Origin of the sequence: uncultured Olsenella sp. (genome assembly GCF_959602185.1) — a bacterium.
GTDB classification, from domain to species: domain Bacteria; phylum Actinomycetota; class Coriobacteriia; order Coriobacteriales; family Atopobiaceae; genus Olsenella_I; species Olsenella_I phocaeensis.
Genome location: NZ_CAUGRZ010000017.1, coordinates 1 through 16,803, shown reverse-complemented (window position 1 = coordinate 16,803; position 16,803 = coordinate 1). Strand labels below are relative to the sequence as shown.

The following is a 16,803-nucleotide window of genomic DNA, read 5'->3' as shown; positions in this document are numbered from 1 at the left end:
CGGAGCCGGAGGTCGCGGCAGCTGAAGGGCCCACGAACGAAAGCATGCCCGCAGCCATGGCAAAACCCGAAGTCACGGTGGCCACAGAGCCCGAAGACGTGACCACGGCAGCACCAGAGGCAGCGACGAAGCCCATGGATGCGGCGGAAGTCGCAGACAAGGACGAGGTGCGCCTCTCCGTCGCGGACCCAGGGGCAGGCGAGAGGCCCGTCGCCCCCTCGCCCGAGCCCACCATCAGGCTCACCATCACCTATGACCCCTACGACGGCCTGGAGGAGGAACTTGCCCGGACCGCCGACACTGCGGAAGGACAGGGCGAAACGGAGCGGGAAGGCACTACGATGGCAGCCGAGTCGCAGCCCGACCCCGCTGCCGTAGCAAAGGCCGAGCCAGTTGCGTCGCGGATAGGACACCCGGCCGAGCCCTCAGCTGTGCCCGCACGGCCTGCCGCCGGCGCTTCCGCAGTCACGCAGCCTGCGACACCCGCACTTGCGCCCAGCCACCCCGTCGCCGCCAAGCCCATCGTCGCACCCCGACCGACGCCCGCGGCGGTCGCAAGCCCTGCCCCCGTCCAGCCCGTACCCGCACGCCCCGCGCCGACACCAAGCGAGCCCGCAGGTCCCGTCCGCGTCAACCCGCTGCCTCCCGTCCAGCTGCAGGCAGACCTCCCACGGGACTTCCAGGCCGAGGTGAGCTGCAAGCTCGAGGCCCTCGAGCGGCTCTATGCCCTGCTTCCCACCGACGTGGACGTGCTCGCGACGCTCGACGAGGACTGGCGCGTGGCCCGCTCCACCGGAAGCGTCCACGGCAGCCGCAGCCAACTGTGCTTCCCCCTGCGCTACCTGCGCGCCGACGGCTCGGCACCACTTGAGGTGACCCTGCGTCGCAACACCCGCACGCCCTCGGGCAAGCGTTGGAGCATGACGGGGGTGGACGACGGCGGCTTCCAGGAAGAGCTTCCCGACGTCGGCCTCGAGGGTCTCTCCCCCGCTGAAGAGGGTGCCTGGCAGCTGCTTGACTTCGCAGCCGCCACCAGCGCGAACGTGAGTCCCGAGCGCGAACTCGCCCAGTTTGCCGTCATCGGACCTTGGGAGCCCCTGCTCGCCCAACTTGCGGCAGCGGCTGAAGACGAGCCCTGGAGCCTTGCCGGCAAGGAGGACCTCGGCGTCCTGCGCGAGTACCTCTGCCTGACCTTCTGGCGCGCCAGGCATGCCGGCCTCGTCGTCGTGGCAGACGACGGGAGCCTCGCCGGCTTCAACACGGGCCTCCTCACCGCATGCGGGCAGTACCTCTGCATGAGCTTCGTGCCACACGAGGGAGACATCCCCTGGCAGTTCGCCGGCTGGGACGTCGATGGAGACGAGCGTCTCTCCGCACTCGAGCCGGCGGACGCGACGGGTGAGAGGCACGCGCTGCCCCTGCCGGAGCCACTCAGCCTGCCCCAGACGCTCCCCACGCGCGCAACCCTGGACCTTACCCCCGGACTCGGTGCGAGGCTGGCGGAATCGGACGACGACCTGCTTGAGCGCTCGCTCAGACGGGTGAGGCAGAGCCCGTGCCAGCTTGCAGCGGCATACGACCCTCGCCGTGACGGAATCGCGCTGTTGTTGCCACTCTGGCCCGCGAGCGGGTCTACGCCCGAATCGGCGCTCGCCCTGGCACCTGAGGGTGACGGCCGCTGGCGCGGCTGCGCGATCCTCTCGCTTGCGAACGCATACACCTGCGCTCGCAGCCTGAGCCGTGACATGCCCTCCTGGCTGGCAGGCGCACTGGGATAGAAGAATTCGGCCATCGACGAGGCCTGTTCGCCGATGGCCGAATTGACCTTGTGCCTTGGTGGCTGTACACAGCAAATAAAGGGGAGACACGTGGCATCTTCAACCCATATAACTCCCCTTACTCCGTTCTACTCCGTTCTACTCCGTTATTTTGGGAGGGAATAGAACTGGGATGGGTCGTTTTTGCTATTGCCATGCCACTCAAGGATTCCTTTTGCGGCAAGTCCCCTCAGAGTTTTTGAGCTAAGAGTAAGGCCCTTGCCAATAAGTGATGACAGTTCGCGAGTAGTGATTTTTCCCTTCCCGTATATCCATTGCACAGCAGCCAACTCATACTCGCCCAGCGAACCATACGCGTCCCCGACCCCATCTTGCATGGATTCGCTCCGCCTAAGCACGCGTGATGTAATGCTGTTTTCGAGCACCATCCTCACTGCGGCAGAGTTTGGCTCAGAGAACTTAGGATCGTTCAAAAATAACGCCTGCATTTCACTATAGATACGTTTGACGCCTTCATTGAGCTCCCTAACCCAGCCAAACTCCACCAGGGTTCGCGCAATCCTGGGATTGCGCGAATAACGAGTGGAACGCATGTTATCGAGCGTCACGATGTTGGGAAGTCGTCCAGGGCTCTGGATTTCAAGCCTGTCGTCATACATGGAGACACGAACGTAGTCTCCCGAAAACGCATAGTCCCTATGCGTTACCGCGTTCACCAGGCCTTCGAACCAAGCAAACTCTGGATACTCCGGTATCACCCTAAAGCGTCCGTCGGAACCCAGGTACTGAAACTCTCGAAGCATGCTCCCGATAAGAGCCGAGGCGCCATCAACGGTCTTGGGTATCGGTCCGTCGAATGTGACATCCTTCACCACGTTTAATCTCTGCCCCGTGGCCATTTCCGTGCCTTCATATCTAAGGACGCGGACGCGAGCCTGAGGCATAAATCGTGAAGGATTTTCTGAAAATAAGAGGATGCCCGCATTCGTCAGGTAGCCGCCTATCAGAAAGCCACGACTCTTTAGGACCTGTTCACCCGATGCATCGGTTCCCAGGGCCTGTCTATAGCGATTGACCACCTCTTGGTCAACATCTTGAATCGTAGCCTGCCGCGACACCTCATCCTCAAAGAGACGCTGGTTCTTGTCATACTCAAGCGCACGAATCTCACGATCGCCCAGCCGGAGACTCTTGTCCCCCTGCCGCAGGAAGACTGCATCATCGCCCTTGCGCCTTATTACAGAATCCGTCGATGGGGAAATGTCCAGGACGAGCACAACGTCATCTTCACCCTGGATATTCTTGATATCAATCCGCTCGCAGCTAACAACCGGTGCCGGAACGCACTCAAAGATGACCAGCTGCTCGAACTCTTCCATCGAGCCCGCGCCGACGCACTTGAAGCCAGTTACAGCACCATCGTCCTCAATTCCCACAACAAGCTTGCCTCGCCCGTGGCCTTCTGCCCGTACGCGTCCTCGACCGCATCGAGCGCGTCCTTGATGGTCAGGACCTTCCTGACGTCCTCCGCCGAGAGCACCAACAGCCGTGACATCCGCAACCTCCCCTTCCGGGATTCTCACTCGTATGCCCCAGAGCTTAGCGAGGCGTCAGAGACAGCTCCAAGGGCACTTGTTGTGAAAACCTACAACCACTTGAGGAAGGCATTCTCACCACTTATCTCTTTTGGACCTTTCCATCTTGTCTTTCTGTACGTTTTTCCATCTATAGTTGAGAAAAACTGTTGCTTTCAACAAGATTGGTGGCCATGCTCTACACGGTTTCCGACTTCCAGCGCCTCTATGCGGACTCGCTGCGGCTCGTGGCGGGACAAGGCGGGCTCGCGCGCACCATCGATGAGGTGGGGATCCTCGACTACGAGCTCATGCCCGGGCTGCGCGACAAGTACCAGCACAAGAACCTCGCGCCTCGCCAGCTCGTGCTCTCGACCTTCCTCTATGCCAAGGACGACCCCTACCTCATCGGCGAGGCAGTGCGCACGCTGGTCGCCGAGGGCGCGAGCGCGCTGGTCATAAAGAACGCGCTGCACCTGCCCCTGCCGGAGTCAGCCCTGCGCTACGCCAACGCGCGCAACCTCCCCCTCTTCGTCGTCCAGTCGGACGGCTTCTTCTTCGACCAGGTGATCGTGGAGGTGACCGGTCGCATACGCGACCTGGGGTCGGCGTCGTTCGCCGCAAACCAGATCGACCTCGCCCTGCGAGAGGACGCGAGCCCGCGTGAGGTGAGGGAGTGCGCGCTGGCGATCAACCCCTCCTTCGAGGAGCGCGTCGCCTGCCTGTACCTGCGTCTCGACGAGGAGCCTGACCCCCAGGAACTGAGCCGGATCGAGGCCGCCTTCCTTCGCAGCTCGCTCGCAGGGGTGGGCAGCGCCCTGGTCTGCTACCACAGGGGAATCCTCGCAATCGTGACGACGGACCCGGAGGAGAGGATCGACCTCGCCGGTTGCATGGAAGTGCTTCGCTCCGAGGTCCTGGCCGGTGCGGGAGCGTCCGCTGGCGGGCGGCCGCAGCCACTGGGGGTGACGGCGGGCGGGTCGCTGCCGTCAGAAGCGACGCCCGGCAACGAGCGGCCGCAGCCGCTGGGGGCGAGCTCCGTCCACCTGGGACTCGAGGACTTTGCCCAGGCGCTCCACGAGGCACTGTGGGCGAGCGCCTTCGCAGGACAGGACGACATGCACGCGGGCAGGAGCCTCCGCTTCGACGCGCTTGGAGTTGAGAAGGCCCTGCTTCCCTTTGTGGGAAGCAGCCAGATGGCGGGTTACTCTCACTCGCTGATGGAGCCCCTGAAGGAGTTTGACGCCGCCCACGAGGGGCAGCTCATGGCCACGCTCGCCTGCTTCCTGAGGGAGGGGCAGAGCGTGGGCCGTTGCGCTCAGGCGCTGGGACAGCACCAGAACACGATACGCTATCGACTCGACCGGATTGCCCAGGTGACGGGGCTCTCGCCCCGAAAGTCAGAGCAGATGGAGCAGCTCGCGCTCGCCTGGCGCGTCATGCGCTGCCGAGAGGTGCTGGGCCTGGACTGAGGATGCGGCGCCTCTCGCCCGCCGAACCATTGCCAACCACCCACTTCGCGGTCCTTGCGCAGGAAGCGCGATGTGGGTTGGAGATGTACCGCGGGAAGCGCGATGTGGGTTGGAGATGCGTCGCCGCAAGCGAGATGTGGGTCGTTTCTCACCTGCACGACCACCGTGAACCACCCACTTCGGCACTCCCGCGCGAAAAGGTCGAAGTGGGTGGACAAGCTGCCATGGCAGGCGAGAAATGAGTGAATTCTCACCCGCACGCACCTCGTTCTCACCCGCACGCACCTCGTGAACCACCCACTTTGCGGTCCTCGCGCGGGAGGGGCGAAGTGGGTGAGAGGAACCGCCGCCGCAATCCCGAAGTGGGCGATTGAACCGGCACCGCGGGCGAGGAGCGAGCGGATTCTCGCTCGAGTCCACCGCAACCGACCCCTCATCCCATTGCTACCATCGCGCAACGTCACCGCCGCATGCGGCGCCCCTCTCCCCCGCTGCGGCTACACTGGGAAGCAGCCCGCACGCGAGGGCGCACGCAGCACATCCGCTCCGCCCCTCGCCCGGAACCATCACAGCCCACGCGCGAAGCCCCCGGAGGCAGACATGTCCAAGATCCGCATGACCACCCTCCTCGTAGAGATGGACGGCGACGAGATGACCCGCATCATCTGGCAGATGATCAAGGACGACCTGATCCTGCCCTTCGTGGACCTCAAGACCGAGTACTTTGACCTCGGCCTCAGGAACCGCGACCTCACGGACGACCAGGTGACCATCGACTCCGCCGAGGCCACCAAGCGCCTGGGCGTGGCCGTGAAGTGCGCCACCATCACCCCCAACGCCCAGCGCGTCGAGGAATACGGCCTCAAGAGGATGTGGAAGAGCCCCAACGGCACCATCCGCGCCATGCTGGACGGCACCGTGTTCCGCGCGCCCATCGTGGTGCGCGGCATCGAGCCAGTCGTCCGCAGCTGGAAGCGCCCCATCACCATCGCCCGCCATGCCTACGGTGACGTCTACAAGAACGCCGAGGTCCGCGTGCCCGGGGCCGGCCGCGCCGAGCTCGTCTTCACCGCCGCCGACGGCAGCCAGACCCGCGAGCTCATCCACGAGTTCGAGGGGCCCGGCGTGATCCAGGGCATGCACAACCTGGACTCCTCCATCACGAGCTTCGCCCGCAGTTGCTTCGAGTACGCGCTGAGCACCAAACAGGACCTGTGGTTCGCCACCAAGGACACCATCAGCAAGACCTACGACCACCGCTTCAAGGACGTCTTCGCCGAGCTCTATGAGGACGAGTACCGCACGCGCTTCGAGGCGGCGGGCATCGAGTACTTCTATACCCTGATCGACGACGCCGTCGCACGAGTCATGAAGGCCGAGGGCGGCTTCATCTGGGCCTGCAAGAACTACGACGGTGACGTGATGAGCGACATGCTTTCCAGTGCCTTCGGAAGCCTTGCCATGATGACGTCCGTGCTGGTCAGCCGCCACGGATACTACGAGTACGAGGCCGCCCACGGCACCGTGCAGCGCCACTACTACAAGCATCTGGCAGGCGAGAGGACCTCGACCAACTCGGTCGCGACGATCTTCGCCTGGAGCGGGGCGCTGCGCAAGCGTGGCGAGCTGGACGGGCTGGACGGGCTCTGTGGCTTTGCCGACCGCCTGGAGGCGGCCACCATCGAGACCATCGAGGCAGGCCAGATGACGGGCGACCTCGCGCGCATCACGAGCCTGCCCGAGCCCGTCACGATGGACACCGAGGAGTTCATCCTCGCCGTCGCCGAGAGGCTGCAGGGGTAGGGAGTCCGCCAGCCGGCCCATTGCGCAACCACAAGCAAACTGGTGGCAGACGCCTGCCGCGGTGACGACCTAAGCTGAGACCAAGCGTTTTTCCCGAATCCACACCGAGCGGCCGCAGGTCTCTGCGACGAGGTCGCTGTGCGTGGCAACGACGACGCGCACGCCCTCGGACTGCAGGTCGACGAGCAGGTCCAATATGACACGCTCCGTCTCCTCGTCCAGCGAACCCGTTGGCTCGTCCGCAAGCAGGATCCGCGGCCTCCTCACGAGGGTCTGGACCAATGCCACGCGCTGGGCCTCGCCACCAGACAACCTTCCTGCCCTCTTGCGCTGATAGAGCGGGAGCCCCACGCGCTCCAGCAGGAGCCCCGCCTCCTCCACGGCATGGCTGGCATGAGACAGTCCGAGCAGCACGTTGTCCAGCACGCTGCGGTCGGTCAGAAGACGCGGAACCTGGGTGACGTAGCCAATGGTGCCCTGGCGTATCCGCACCAGCTCCCTGACGCTTTTCGGCAGCAAGATGCCATCAAAGCGGTACTCGCCATCGTAATCGGCGTCTAGGCCAGCCAACATGCGCAACAGCGTGGTCTTCCCCGCACCGCTGCGCCCACGGATAGCCACGGAGCCGTCCCGCTCCGTCAGCACGAAGCGACTGTCCGCAACGAGAGTCCTCCTGTCTCCGTTCGGCTCCCTCACGCGCTTCGCGTCGACGCGAAGGTCGACCAGGGGACGTGCCGCAACCATATCCAGGTCCATCAAGGGGCTTGCCGCGACCACATCCGCGCCTCTCAACGTCATTTGACCAGCACCCTCCTCAACAGCGCCCCATCCAGCAGGTCCTCGAGAATGCCAAGGACAATCGCGACGACCAGACACAGTCCAAGCGCCGCAAGGCTGCCACCAGGCATCGCAAGAAGGAACAGCAGGAACAGCGCCATGGACAGGATCCAATACACCAGATTCGACACGACCGCGACGCCTCTGACATATGCCCAGCCCGAGCCAAGGTGCCACAGGGCCGCATCTCGCCTCTCCCTTTGCGACGAGAGCTGCCACGAGACCACCGTCGCAAGCCCCAGGAGCACTGCCGCGAGGAGTGCCAGCGTGCAGACGACCAGGGACACGTTTGACAGCACGAGGTTTCTAATGAGCCTGAACTGGATGAGGTACTCCGGTGTGCCAAGCAACGCATAGCTCGTGAAGCCCGTCCTCTGGCCGATGAGCGCAAGCTCGTTGGCTACGGAATCGGGCGAAGAGCCCTCGTCCAGGGCGATGTCACCCGATACCATGGCAAAAGCGAGTGCTCTGTTGAAGTCCTCGGGGTCGCCCACTCCCCTTTTTACCGAGTCGAGTCTGAGGGGATAGGGGATGACCACCATCTCGTCCAACGAGTAATTGAAGTCTCCCTTGTAGAAGACGGCCGAGCGCTCCTCGAGGAAGCCGACGACCTCAAAGGTGAGAGGCCTCGTATAGAACCGGGCATCGATCCTATCGCCCACCTTATACAGACGAGAGTACCCGGAGCCCAGCACCACCGGCTGGCACGTATCGGCCTCGTAGGTCACGGTGGCCCAATCGACCTTGCCAGAGCCGTCCGCAAGGCGAAGGCCATAGAAGTCCCACGCGTTCTTGTCCAGTTGGACTGCAGGGACGTCGTAGGCCAGCCCGCCAAGGATCTTGTCCTCGTACGGACAGGGATCCCAGCTCCACCCAAACGCAACCACGGCAAAATCGCGAATCGGCTCCGAATGCCTGACGGCGATGGGCTGCCCGAAAATGGACAGATACGTGCCACCCGACAGGTCATGGGACAGGGCATTGTAGAAGCCTTGCACGCGTCCGATCCCGTCGAGGTCACCCTTGTAGCCCTGGAACTCGGCCGTCCCAAGCGTGTCCGTTATCGACACGAACTCACGCTCGGCACCATCCCGCAAGCTCGTCTTGAACAACCCGACGGCAGAGGCGGAGAACGACGCGAGGCAATAGGTGACCGCCAAGAGGGTGCCAAGAAGGACGCTCCTCGCCACGCGCGGGAACAATCCCAGACGCAGGTCATAGAGCAGCTCACGCACGAAGGCCCTCACCATGGCAGAGCCGCCTTAGACGAGACGCAGAAGGAGGCTGCAAAGACCATACAGACGGCGAGGGCGGGAGCCAGTGCGGCTACGTCCCTCCCCGAGACGCGCATCACAGGCAGCAAGACGACCGCCAAGGCTGCGAGGCAGCACATGAGCAAGGTCCCCACGACCTGGAGAAGAACCCTCCGCCAAGATACGCCCAAGACGATGCACGAACGCACCCATGGCGCTACGAGGCGCGCCATGGGTGCGCCCGCCACGACGGAGCCAAGGAACTCTCCCACGACGCCAAGCCGAATCAGAACCGGCGAGATGACGTCGACGTTCGTGCGGTCGGAGGCTCCGGCCGCCATGGGCGCAACCCTCACGTCCGGAGCAATCTCCCTCAGTCGCCTTACCGCCCTCGCCCCATCGATGACAACCGTCCCGCCGACGCCGCTCCTTGCGAAGACCTCCTCGTCGGCAATGAGGACGGAGCGGTCAAGGAGCGACTCGCTCCCCATACCAAGCCGTCCCACCAGGGGAAAACCGCTCAGATCCAAAGAGGACGAACTGGCTCCCGCCAATCGTCGTGGCGCCCACCCTGTTTCCCGCCACTGCGGAATGGGCCGCCAGTGGCTTCGTCTGGCTGCCGAGCGGATGCGGGGTAGTCAAAGGATTCGGGATGCGCGGCGACGAACGCACGCACGATGCCGAAGTCGTCCAGGTCGACGAATGCACGCGCGTCTCCGCCAACCTCGTGCACGAGCCGGACGGCGGTTGCGGGAGTGACGTCGACCCGCAAGGCAGACGTGGAGCAGAGGTTTCTTCCCTCGAGGCTCAGCTGCCGCTGCACGACCCAATAGACATAGAGGGAGGTCGAGCCCAGCATGAGCAGGGACAGCACGAACGCGAGCAAGGCGACGCGCGGTTTGGTCAGCGGCATATGTGTCACCCGACAAGAACGGGCCCGCCTTTCATGGGCGGGCCAGCTTCAATAAAGCTGCTTTTCATAATAAGTTGATTCACGTATACACAATCTACCTAATTTTAAAGATATTTTCAATTTTCTACTTAAGCAAATGGGTTTTCAAGCTGTACGTGGCCAATCGTTCGTCGGTATATTTCTTGGGAGGAAGTACCGACAAACCGAATGCCGAAGCCGAATTTGTATCACGACAGGCGGATTGTCGGCACTTCTGCCTTGGCAAAGCACCGACAAATCGGCCCGGGAGAAGGACTCCCCCCCCTCCCGGGCCGACGCGTCGCTACCAATTCGCACTAGCCTTCCGCTCAGGCAAGCCGTCGCCCAGGCAAACTGTCGCCCAGGCAAGCCGTCGAGCATGGCACCTATCAGACCGGCAGGCCGGACGCCCGCCACGACGCCGGCCCGCCACGACGCCGGCCCGCCACGACGCCCGGCCCGTCCCTCTCGCCTAGATGGCCCAGCCCTCGCTCTGTTGCTGCAGGCTCACCATGCGTGCGAACGTGCCACCCGCCGCCAGCAGGTCCTGGGGCCTCCCCTGCTCGCTCACGCGGCCGCCCTCCAGCACCACGACCTTGTCCGCATTGGACACGGTGCGCATGCGGTGCGCGATCACCAGCGTGCTCTTGCCCCTGAGCAGGGTCGAGAGCGCCCTCTGGACCTTGGTCTCGTTCTCCACGTCGAGCGACGCCGTCGCCTCGTCCAAAAGCACGATCGGCGCGCCCTTGAGCATGGCGCGGGCGATGGAGATGCGCTGGCGCTCCCCGCCGGAGAGCCGGCTGCCGTTCTCGCCGATCATCGTGCCATACCCCTGGGGCAGCCTGTCCACGAACTCGTCGCAGTTTGCCGCGCGCGCCGCGGAGAGGACCTCCTCGTCGGTTGCCCCGCGGCGTCCCAGGCGGATGTTCTCCATCACCGTGTCGTCGAAGAGCATGACGTCCTGGAAGACGATGGAGCAGTGGCCGTAGAGCGTCTCGGGGTCGACCGTGGACACGTCGACGCCGCCCACCCTCACGGCACCGGAGTCGGCGTCCCACAGGCGGGCCACCAGACGCGCGCAGGTGGACTTGCCGGAACCCGAAGGCCCGACCAGCGCCGTGACCTCGCCCTCGCGCGCGATGAAGCTCACGTCGTCCAGCACGCTCTCCGCGCCGTCGCCGTAGCGGAACGCCACGTGGTCGAACTCGATGTCGTGCCCTGCGGGCGAGAAGTCCTCGCTGCCCGTGGCGAGCGGCTCGTCAAAGAAGCGGCGGAGCCTGTCGGACGAGACCTTTGAGGCGAGCAGCTCGTACACCAGCGCGAGCGACTGGTCGAACGGCGCATAGATGCGCGAGATCGCCAGGAGGAACATGAAGAGGGTCAGGAAGTCGGTGCCGCCCGAGGCGATCAGCATAGCGCCCACGAGGATCGTGGTGGCGATTCCCAGGCGCAGGGTGATCGAGCACCCGTTCACGAAGACGCCGCCCACGAGCTCGGACCTGAGGTTCGCCGCCTCGGACTCGTCGACCTTCCGGTTGACGGAGCGGAGGTAGCCGTCCACCTGGTTGGTGGCGTGGACCTCGCGCACGCTGTCGAGCATCTCCTGGATGGCGTCGGAGACCTCGACCCCCTTCTGGCGACCGACCACCTGCAGGGGGCGCACCCAGCGCTGCGAGGCGAAGAGCAACCAGAACGCGACGGGCACGGTCCAGAGCGCCGCGATGGCCAGCTGCCAGTTGAAGGCGAGGAGGCCCACCGCGACGATCGCCGTCGAGACGAACGAGCCATAGAGGTAGCCCAGCACGTGCGACCACACGTGCTCCAACTTGTCCACGTCGCCCATGACCGTCTCGGTCAGGTCCGCCAGGTCATGGCTGCCGAAGAACGAGAGCGGCAGCTTGCGCAGGCGCTCGGCGAGCGAGATGCGGATCTTGGACACCTCGTCGTACACGGTGCCGTAGGTGTTGTTGTACTGCTGCATGTGCGTGACGAACGAGAGCACGAAGAAGGCGAGGCAGCCCACGAGGTAGGGAATGGCCGACGGAAGGCCCGCCTGGCCCTGGTAGGCCGCCATGAGGTCGCGCATGAGGAAGTAGAGCAGGCTCATGCTGGACATGACCACGAGGTTCACGACCACGGTCCAGAAGATCCCCTTTTTCACGTTTGCCGCCCCCTGCTCGGAGAGGCCGTGGCGCTTCTGAAGGTCGAACATCTCCTACGCCTCCCTTCCGGTGGCTGCGGCGTCCGCGCCTGCGGCCGCCCCTCTCGCTGCCGGCGCGGCCCCGGAGGACCCGCCCCGCGACCCCGCTATCTTCCAGTCGACGGCCGTCTGGTAGTCGGCCCACATGCGCGCGTACAGGCCGCCTGCGGCCACCAGCTGATCGTGCGTGCCCCTCTCCACCACATGACCTGCGTCGAGCACCACGATCTGGTCGGCGCCCCTCACCGTCGAGAGGCGATGCGCCACCATGAGCACCGTGCGACCCTTGGCGAGACGCGCCAGCGCGCGCTGGATGAGAGCCTCGTTCTCGGGGTCGGCGAAGGCGGTCGCCTCGTCCAGGACCACGATGGGAGAGTCCTTGAGGATCGCGCGGGCGAGCGCGATGCGCTGGACCTCTCCGCCGGAGAGGTACGTACCGCCCGTGCCTATGAACTCGTCGACCCCGTGGGGCATCTTGGCGACGATGTCGGAGCACTGGGCCGCCTCGAGCGCGGCGAGCGCCTGCTCGCGCGTCGCGTCCGGCCGCGCGGCGCGGACGTTGTCCAGGATGGTCCCCTTGAACAGGCGGTCGTTCTGGAACACGAACGCGACCTGGTCCATGAGCTCGTGCTGGGCGATCTGCCGAACGTCGACGCCGCCCACGCGCACCGCGCCGGAGCCAACGTCCCAGAAGCGGGGGACCAGGCTCGCGGCCGTGGTCTTGCCGCCGCCAGAGGGGCCGACGAGCGCCACGGTGGAGCCGGAGGGAACCTCGAGGCTCACGTGGTCGAGGGCGGGCGTGGCCGCACCCTCGTAGGAGAAGGACACGTCGTCGAAGGCTATGGAGGCGTCCGCCGGGTGGCGGGGCTCGGCGGGCTCCGCGAGCGTCGGTGCCGCGAGGACGCCGGAGATGCGGCTCATGGCGTTGCCCGCCTGCTGCGTGTAGGCGGCGACGAACATCAGCCGCTGCAACGCGGTGGATATGACGGCCGAGAAGATCGCATAGAACGCGTAGTCGGTGAGGAACTTCGCCCAGTCGGTGACGCCGGGGGCGATGAGCAGCACCGCCGGAACCAGCAGGACGACCACGCCGTCCACGAAGGTGAGGTTGAGCGACTGCGGGACGCGGCAGAGCGTCACGGAGTACTCGTGCGCCATGTCCCCGTAGTCCTTGATCGCGTCGTGGAACGCCTTGAAGGAGTAGACGGTCTGCTGGAACACCTTGACCACGGGTATGCCGCGCACGTACTCCGTCCCGGCCTTGTTCATGCGGTCCATGGCGGCCTGGTACTTGTTCATGTAGTCCATGCGATCGCCGCTCATCATGCTCATGAGGCAGCCGACCGAGATGACGGCGGCGAGCAGGCAGGCGAGGCCCATGCGCCAGTCGAACACGAAGAGCATCACGAGCATGCCCACGACCATGGCCACGGTGCCGCCCATGTCGGGCAACTGGTGGGCGAGGAGGGTCTCGGTCAGGCCCACGGAGCCGTCGATGATGCGGCGTATCTCGCCGGACGCGTGCGTGTCGAAGTAGCCCAGCGGCACGCGCATGAGGTGCTCGGCGCAGGCCTTGCGCATGTTGTTCGCGGTGCGGAACGCGGCAATGTGCGTGCACATGAGGGCGCCGAAGTAGACCAGGATGCCCACCATCGCCGTGACGAAGGCGACCCATCCGTAGGTCGAGAGGCTGGTCGCGGCCGACCAGTCGGGAGCGACCGCGATGAGGTCGCGGACGACCAGCCAGATGCAGACGTAGGGCACGAAGCCCAGCAGCATCGACACCGCCGAGAGCACGATGCCCAGGTAGGTGAAGCGCCTGTGCCCTCCCGCGAAGCTCAGGATCTGGGACAGTCCGCCGCCCTGCCGCGACGTGCCGCCCCTCTCCCGTGCCTGGGGGGACTTGCCCCCCTCGGCCTTCCTTTCTGTCATGAGAACCTCCTTGCTCGCCCGGGCGGGCCCCTGCGGCACCGTGCGCCGGGCAACGGGCACCAGGCGTCGGACGCCGGGCGCGGTCGCGCCGGCTCCCCGGATCACAAACAGTTAGTTTGAGTAAACTGTATTTTGCAGGTGAGGGGGAGGTCGCCCGCCACATGCGGAAGAAATCGAAAGTGCGGGACGGCGGGCGGCGACGCTGGCGTGGATGCGAGCCAGCAGTGACGAAGCACGGGAAGAAGGCGAGAATGAACCAGAGCCTGAGGCAGCTCTTCGAGCCACAGCTGGCCCAGATGCACGCGCGGGCCTTCCGGCATCGCTCCGACGGCCTGGTGGCCGAGGCATACGACGGCTGGAGCCGCGGACGGATGGCAAACGTGTCCCCCACCGAGGGCTGCCTGGTCAACTTCCTCGACCTCGTCGTGAGCGAGGACTACGTGCTCAGGGAGTACCCCATCGAGTCGATCTGCCTCTGCGTGGGGTCGCGCGACTCGGCGGCGTACTCGCCCGTCCCCATCACCAACCTCCGCGCATCGGGAAACGTGGCGGCGTTCTCGCAGGGCCCGGGCGAGACCAAGTCGTTCCTCGGCAGGGGCGAGCGGATCCGCTCCACGAGCCTCTGCCTCACGCCCGACTTCTTCAGGTGCAACGCCGCCATCTACGGGCGCGACTTCTCGTCGGTGAAGGACGAGCTGTCGCTTCTCGACCCCAATGACGTGAACGAAGAGCTGAGGGGACTCTTGGCGCGCATGGGCACGTGGAGGCTGGGCCGCACCGACCAGCGACCGACCTTCGAACGAGACGTCCATGAGGAGGTCGGAAGGTTCCTGAGCTGGGCGGACGAGACGGTCTCTGCCCAGTCCGGAGGGCTCTCGTGGGAGGACCTCTCCCTCGTCCGAGAGGCCCGACGCATCATAGACACCGCACCCTCCGGGCCGCCCTCCGTGGAGCAGATCGCCCGTGCCACCCACTGTGGCCACACCCACCTCTGTGCCGTGTTCAAGCACGTCACAGGACAGACGCTGGGCAACTATGCGCGCGGCTCGAGGATGCGCCGGGCGCGCAGCCTCCTTGCCGAGGGCCGCATGCCCGTGGCGGAGGTCGCCCGCGCGGTGGGCTACTCCACCCCGGCAGCGTTCTCAAGCGCGTTCAGGAGGGAGACGGGCCTCTCCCCCACCGCCTGGCGCGCACGGGCATGACCTCGCGGTGCCGCTCACCGCGCTGGCGGTCGACCCCACCGCCTGGCGTGCGCGGGCATGACGCCAATTCGTCTCCAGTGGAGGCGAGGCCTGCGCCCGCCACCCGGCATGCACGGGCCCGAACGCGAGACTCTGCCGCAACGGCAGCTCGCCCCTCTCCCCTAGAGCAGGGCCAGGATCACGAGGGCGACCATCGCCAGGCCGCCCTGCTTCCAGATGATGGAGCGGCTGCTGGTCATGCCGCCATAGATGGCCACGAGGACCACCAGGACCAGGAGCATGCCCACGACCTCGCGGGGGCTTCCGCTGAGGAAGGTGCCCCAGAGGATGGCCAGGCCGATGAGGCCGTTGTAGACGCCCTGGTTCTTGAAGAGGGTGCTCACGGTCTTGCCCTCGAGCTCGCCCACTGGGATCGAGAATACGCGACTCGTGGACTCCGATGCCGTGGCGAAGGTCTCGAGGTACATGATGTAGAGAAACTCCAGGCCCACGAGGGTGGCCAGGGTGGTGGTGACGATGCTCATGACGAACCCCAAACGATTCGTGGCCGCAGGACGCATCCCGGACCTTCTGCAATGCCTTCGTACCTTGGCCTTGTACCCAACGACCACCCGCCACGGACCAAATAAATTCGCATTGTGTGGCATTTCGGCGTGTTAGTGGGAATACTGCGCCTAACGGTAGCGCCCCAGGCGCGCCAACCCCCTGCCGCAGCCAATGGCGCTGCGCGCAACAAGACACTCCGAAGGGAGAACCAACATGAACTTCAAGAAAGTCGTAGTCGCCGGTGGCGGCGTCCTTGGCAGCCAGATCGCCTTCCAGACCGCGTTCCGCGGCTTCGACGTCACCGTGTGGCTGAGGAGCGATGCCTCCATCGAGCGCGCCAAGCCCAAGTTCGAGCGTCTGCGCGACATCTACCTGCAGACCCTCGAGGCCTCCAAGACCAACCCTGCGGCGTGGGCCCGCGGCTTCGCGGACGAGAAGCCCGACGACGCCGGCATCGACGCCCTCAAGGAGCAGGTCACCAAGGCATACGAGGGCCTGAGGCTCACCACCAGCTACGCCGAGGCCGCCGAGGACGCGGACCTCGTGATCGAGTCCATCGCCGAGGACCCCGCGCAGAAGACCGCCTTCTACGAGGAGCTGGCCAAGCACCTGCCCGAGAAGACCGTCATCGCCACCAACTCCTCGACCATGCTGCCCAGCAGCTTCGCCGAGGCCACCGGCCGTCCCGCCAAGTACCTGGCCCTGCACTTCGCCAACGAGATCTGGCGCAACAACACCGGCGAGGTCATGGGCCATGCCGGCACCGAGCAGGAGTACTACGACATGGTCGTCGAGTTCGCCGAGGCCATAGGCATGGTGCCCCTGCAGCTCCACAAGGAGCAGCCCGGCTACATCCTGAACTCGATGCTCGTGCCCTTCCTCAACGCCTCGCAGGCGCTGTGGGCAAACGACGTGGCCGACCCCGAGACCATCGACAAGACCTGGCAGCTGGGCACCGGCGCGCCCGCCGGCCCCTTCCGCATCCTGGACATCGTGGGCCTGACCACCGCGTACAACATTGCGGTCATGGACCCGCGCGCCAAGGACCCCTCGACCATCCAGGGCAAGATCGCCGCCAAGCTCAAGGAGAAGATCGACGCAGGCGAGACGGGCGTCAACGCCGGCAAGGGCTTCTACGACTACCGCAAGTAGAGCTCGATAGTAGGTATCGCGGGGCAGGTCGTGGCTGATGGACGACAGGAGCCTGCCCGGAAACGCGGCGCGCCCGCCCCGGGGGTGTGGGGGGGGGGCGGCGCGGGGGGCGCAGTCGGGGGG

At 65.2% G+C, this 16,803-nt stretch carries 14 protein-coding genes; 5 read left to right on the top strand and 9 right to left on the bottom strand.

Going from position 1 to position 16,803, the window contains the following annotated elements; genetic code table 11:
• Positions 1 to 56 precede the first annotated feature (56 nt).
• Positions 57 to 1,778 carry a DUF3825 domain-containing protein gene (locus tag Q5923_RS09490; RefSeq protein WP_303133671.1) on the top strand — a complete coding sequence of 574 codons (1,722 nt, stop codon included), beginning with the start codon at positions 57 to 59 and terminating at the stop codon, positions 1,776 to 1,778.
• Between the two features lie 146 nt (positions 1,779 to 1,924).
• Here Q5923_RS09490 and Q5923_RS09485 read toward each other — a convergent pair whose 3' ends face one another.
• Together Q5923_RS09485 and Q5923_RS09480 are read right to left on the bottom strand one after the other, a co-directional pair.
• Complete coding sequence (locus tag Q5923_RS09485; RefSeq protein WP_303133670.1) at positions 1,925 to 3,214, bottom strand: ATP-binding protein; 1,290 nt, start codon at positions 3,212 to 3,214, stop codon at positions 1,925 to 1,927.
• Positions 3,187 to 3,333, bottom strand: coding sequence for a hypothetical protein (locus Q5923_RS09480; protein ID WP_303133669.1), 147 nt, complete (start codon positions 3,331 to 3,333; stop codon positions 3,187 to 3,189). The genes Q5923_RS09485 and Q5923_RS09480 overlap by 28 nt, the downstream gene beginning before the upstream one ends.
• A gap of 213 nt (positions 3,334 to 3,546) precedes the next feature.
• Here Q5923_RS09480 and Q5923_RS09475 point away from each other — a divergent pair, with 213 nt between their 5' ends.
• Both Q5923_RS09475 and Q5923_RS09470 read left to right on the top strand, forming a co-directional pair.
• On the top strand, positions 3,547 to 4,824 hold the full coding sequence (locus Q5923_RS09475) for a PucR family transcriptional regulator (protein ID WP_303133667.1): 1,278 nt from the start codon (positions 3,547 to 3,549) through the stop codon (positions 4,822 to 4,824).
• Positions 4,825 to 5,424: 600 nt separating this feature from the next.
• Positions 5,425 to 6,627: an NADP-dependent isocitrate dehydrogenase gene (locus Q5923_RS09470; RefSeq protein WP_303133665.1), complete on the top strand. Its 1,203-nt coding sequence runs from the start codon at positions 5,425 to 5,427 to the stop codon at positions 6,625 to 6,627.
• Positions 6,628 to 6,696: 69 nt separating this feature from the next.
• Here Q5923_RS09470 and Q5923_RS09465 read toward each other — a convergent pair whose 3' ends face one another.
• The 6 genes from Q5923_RS09465 to Q5923_RS09440 all read right to left on the bottom strand — a co-directional run bounded on the left by Q5923_RS09465 (position 6,697) and on the right by Q5923_RS09440 (position 13,780).
• On the bottom strand, positions 6,697 to 7,425 hold the full coding sequence (locus Q5923_RS09465) for an ATP-binding cassette domain-containing protein (RefSeq protein ID WP_303133664.1): 729 nt from the start codon (positions 7,423 to 7,425) through the stop codon (positions 6,697 to 6,699).
• The gene (locus tag Q5923_RS09460) at positions 7,422 to 8,714 is read right to left on the bottom strand and encodes a hypothetical protein (RefSeq protein WP_303133662.1); all 1,293 of its coding nucleotides are present in this window, start codon (positions 8,712 to 8,714) and stop codon (positions 7,422 to 7,424) included. Before Q5923_RS09460 ends, Q5923_RS09465 begins: the two co-directional genes overlap by 4 nt.
• Positions 8,708 to 9,208, bottom strand: a complete 501-nt coding sequence (locus Q5923_RS09455; protein WP_303133661.1) for a hypothetical protein — start codon at positions 9,206 to 9,208, stop codon at positions 8,708 to 8,710. The genes Q5923_RS09460 and Q5923_RS09455 overlap by 7 nt, the downstream gene beginning before the upstream one ends.
• A gap of 29 nt (positions 9,209 to 9,237) precedes the next feature.
• On the bottom strand, positions 9,238 to 9,630 hold the full coding sequence (locus Q5923_RS09450; RefSeq protein ID WP_303133659.1) for a hypothetical protein: 393 nt from the start codon (positions 9,628 to 9,630) through the stop codon (positions 9,238 to 9,240).
• Positions 9,631 to 10,120: 490 nt separating this feature from the next.
• Positions 10,121 to 11,860, bottom strand: a complete 1,740-nt coding sequence (locus Q5923_RS09445; RefSeq protein ID WP_303133657.1) for an ABC transporter ATP-binding protein — start codon at positions 11,858 to 11,860, stop codon at positions 10,121 to 10,123.
• A 3-nt stretch (positions 11,861 to 11,863) separates the two neighbouring features.
• Entirely contained in the window at positions 11,864 to 13,780 is a 1,917-nt protein-coding gene (locus Q5923_RS09440) for an ABC transporter ATP-binding protein (protein WP_303133655.1), read from the bottom strand.
• 251 nt (positions 13,781 to 14,031) lie between these two features.
• Here Q5923_RS09440 and Q5923_RS09435 point away from each other — a divergent pair, with 251 nt between their 5' ends.
• Positions 14,032 to 14,982: a helix-turn-helix transcriptional regulator gene (locus Q5923_RS09435; RefSeq protein ID WP_303133653.1), complete on the top strand. Its 951-nt coding sequence runs from the start codon at positions 14,032 to 14,034 to the stop codon at positions 14,980 to 14,982.
• Positions 14,983 to 15,143: 161 nt separating this feature from the next.
• Here Q5923_RS09435 and Q5923_RS09430 read toward each other — a convergent pair whose 3' ends face one another.
• Entirely contained in the window at positions 15,144 to 15,542 is a 399-nt protein-coding gene (locus Q5923_RS09430; RefSeq protein WP_303133651.1) for a DUF1304 domain-containing protein, read from the bottom strand.
• A 199-nt stretch (positions 15,543 to 15,741) separates the two neighbouring features.
• Between Q5923_RS09430 and Q5923_RS09425 the strand changes: the two genes are divergently transcribed.
• The gene (locus Q5923_RS09425; protein WP_303133649.1) at positions 15,742 to 16,680 is read left to right on the top strand and encodes a 3-hydroxyacyl-CoA dehydrogenase; all 939 of its coding nucleotides are present in this window, start codon (positions 15,742 to 15,744) and stop codon (positions 16,678 to 16,680) included.
• Positions 16,681 to 16,803: the final 123 nt, after the last annotated feature.